Origin of the sequence: Neobacillus driksii, assembly GCF_013409995.1 — a bacterium.
Lineage (GTDB): Bacteria > Bacillota > Bacilli > Bacillales > Cytobacillaceae > Neobacillus > Neobacillus driksii.
Genome location: NZ_JACCBX010000030.1, coordinates 1 through 1651, shown reverse-complemented (window position 1 = coordinate 1651; position 1651 = coordinate 1). Strand labels below are relative to the sequence as shown.

Annotated in this window: 1 protein-coding gene; it reads left to right on the top strand. The window is 37.8% G+C overall.

Annotation, left to right across the window (positions count from 1 at the left end; translation table 11 throughout):
• Positions 1–247: 247 nt before the first annotated feature.
• Positions 248–1471: an IS110 family RNA-guided transposase gene (locus tag F4694_RS31670; RefSeq protein WP_179603850.1), complete on the top strand. Its 1224-nt coding sequence runs from the start codon at positions 248–250 to the stop codon at positions 1469–1471.
• The last annotated feature ends 180 nt before the right edge of the window (positions 1472–1651 follow it).

Below are 1651 nucleotides of genomic sequence, written 5' to 3'. Positions count from 1 at the left end.
TAAACATACTAACATTAGTAGCACAAACCAAGGCCATGGTTTGTGCTACTATTTTTTTATAGTAGAAGTGAAGGAAGGTCGATCCGTCTATGGGACCATGTAAGAGTCCGTATCTTAAACAGACCAACTTCACACCCTTGTTTGAATCAGTTTAGTATGTTGGGTCCTAGAGACCGTGTATAAGAAAATGGAATCGATAAGGCACTGTGAAGACTTCTATGATTGGTTATAAAAGGAGAGTTTTTATATGAAACATGTCATCGCTCTTGATGTAAGTAAAGGGATAAGTACCATTGCCATTTATAATGGCTATAGACAATGTGAATTTGAAGGGGAATTGTATCATACACGCATTGATTTTGAGCAGCTACACCTTCGTATTAAGGAAATAACAGCTCTTGATGGACAAGCCCCCGAAATCGTATTTGAGGCCACGGGTGTCTATTCAAAATCAGTTGAAAAGTTTCTACGGGATCACGGACATACATACTGTCGCATGAACCCGCTTGAAGCGAACCTACAAATGGCTTCAATGCGTCGACACAAAACCGATATTAGCGATGCCCATGAGTTAGCGAAAACCCACTTTAAATTGGAACGTGAAACGACGTATGTACAGAATGATTATTATGAACAGATGCGGGCGATTACTCGTTATTATGACGAGATTGAAGAAGAACTTATTCTTTTACGCAATCGTATGCATGCCATTTTACATATTTCATTTCCAGAGTTGGAACGACTTATTACACCGAGTTCAGCGCTATTTTTAAATTTTGTGCAATTGTATCCACATCCAGCACTATTATTAGCTCATTCAAAGACAATTATTAAAAATCGTTTAAAAAGCAATACACGTAAAAAACTTTCACTAGAACGTGCAGAGAAAATAGCCATCTTGTTATTAGAAGCTGCGAAAAATTCATATCCTGCCATTGAACCAACGGATATTCGTTGTAATCAAGTACGCGATTATGCCCAACGTATTGCGGATTTAATAGAAAAGAAAGACCAGCTTGTGAAACAAATGGTTATGATGTCTGAAGGAAGAAAGGAATATACCGTATTACGCTCTTTTCCAGGGATTGGTGATACAACAGCGTGCAGACTTATTGGCGAACTAGGTGATATTCGCCGATTTAAAAACGCGAAACAACTGAACGCTTACGTTGGCATCGATATTATGCGCTATCAATCTGGCAATACACAATACCGTGATCGTATTAATAAACGAGGAAATAAGAAGCTACGGAAGATTTTATTTTTTATGATTTGTACGATGCTTATGGCAAAAGGAAAACCTAATCATTTAGTAGACTATTATTACAAATTAAAAACGCAACCTCAGAGAAAGCCTCATAAGGTCGCGATTGTGGCGTGTATCAATAAGTTTCTGAAAGTGACGTTTCAGTTACTGACACACGGCATACTTTACGATTATGAGTCCGCACTACCAGCTCAGAAATCGTAGCCAAGTTTATATTCACTATAGCACACTGACCTTTCGAAAAAAAGAATATCGTGAGGTCTTTTCGTCATGGGAAAATTTAGATGTACTTGGGAGGGGTACCCCTCCCAAGTACATCTAAATAAAAAAACATAAATGAATTAACTGAAATACACTTGACTAATCGTAAGAAATAGACGGAGA

Bases quoted from the DNA above. Each gene is read 5' to 3' on its own strand.
- F4694_RS31670 (WP_179603850.1), top strand. From the start codon at position 248: ATGAAACATGTCATCGCTCTTGATGTAAGTAAAGGGATAAGTACCATT.